This window comes from Tahibacter aquaticus (assembly GCF_004363655.1).
In the GTDB taxonomy this organism is placed as follows: domain Bacteria; phylum Pseudomonadota; class Gammaproteobacteria; order Xanthomonadales; family Rhodanobacteraceae; genus Tahibacter; species Tahibacter aquaticus.
In genome coordinates this window covers 1-1,144 of record NZ_SNZH01000040.1, presented here as the reverse complement: position 1 = coordinate 1,144, position 1,144 = coordinate 1, and positions in this window count along the sequence as shown.

Below are 1,144 nucleotides of genomic sequence, written 5' to 3'. Positions count from 1 at the left end.
CGCGCGTTGGGACTGGACGACTTCCGCGCCATGGTCCAGGCTAAGACGAGTCGTTTCGCCGGCATACGCCCCGCACATAGACCCTCGTCGGCAACCAACCGCGATAAGTTAACCTGACCCCGTTTTCGCCCCTTTATCTATACCTCTATTTCATTGAGGTGGGGATCGGCTGAGGTGGGTAACAAACATTGAACGCCTATCTGGGCTCATTTGCATTGTAGTTTGGAAGTCTACAAAGCCGAGTTGAAACCACCATGGCTGCTTAACGGCATCGTCCATCAGCTGCTGCCAGTTCCGGATCGCGTAGTCCGCTTCGCTATCACTTAAGCCGTACCTAGTAACAGCCAGCACTTCGCAAAGTGTGGTCCTACATTCCACCGGAGGAAATTCGACGCGCTGGAGAAGTTCGGGCGGCGCAGCACTTATGTACTGCAAGAGCTGCGCTTTCGCTGTTGCGGCCCATTGAGTATCCCCAGGCTCATCTTTCATTTCATCATGAAGCAGCCGAGCCATGGACGGGAGCTTCCCGGGCTGTTCTGGTGGATCGTCCAGTAGCGCTTGAAGAAGCTCGGCCGACGTGGCTATCTGGGTTACGGTTTTATTCTGATCGGGATTCCGATCGGAGGGTTTTACGTGTCCGTCTGCTGGGGACCGGACACCTGGTGGTGTTGAACTCGTACTCGACGATGGCAGAGTGGGCGTTTCCACTGCTCGGGATTTGGCGTTCTCATCTCGCGCAGCGATAGCCGTACTGGATTTATTGTCCGTCTGGTCTTGCGCGGCCCGCGTCTCTGTCAGCTCCGCAGGGCGAGTCGCCGAAACTGAGCTGATCAATGCGCCATCGCGCTGTATTAGCAAGGCGAAGGTAAGCCCCAGTCCGAGACACACAATGCTAGTAACGGCAAGCCAGATCGCGGAACGCTTCATTATGGAATCTCGAGAACTAGTACGCAAATGACGGTAGCGTAGGCGCTTGACTTCGAGTCACCTTCTTCCTCGGCATCTTTACTCACCTCGAATGGCGACAATGAATCGCCTATCCGGGAGTCTGAACCGCCCCGGCTTTCCCGGAGGCTCTTTCCCTTGAGAGGATAGAGCGATGAGAAAGTCAGAGAAGTATTCGGAAGAGGTACGAGAGCGAGCG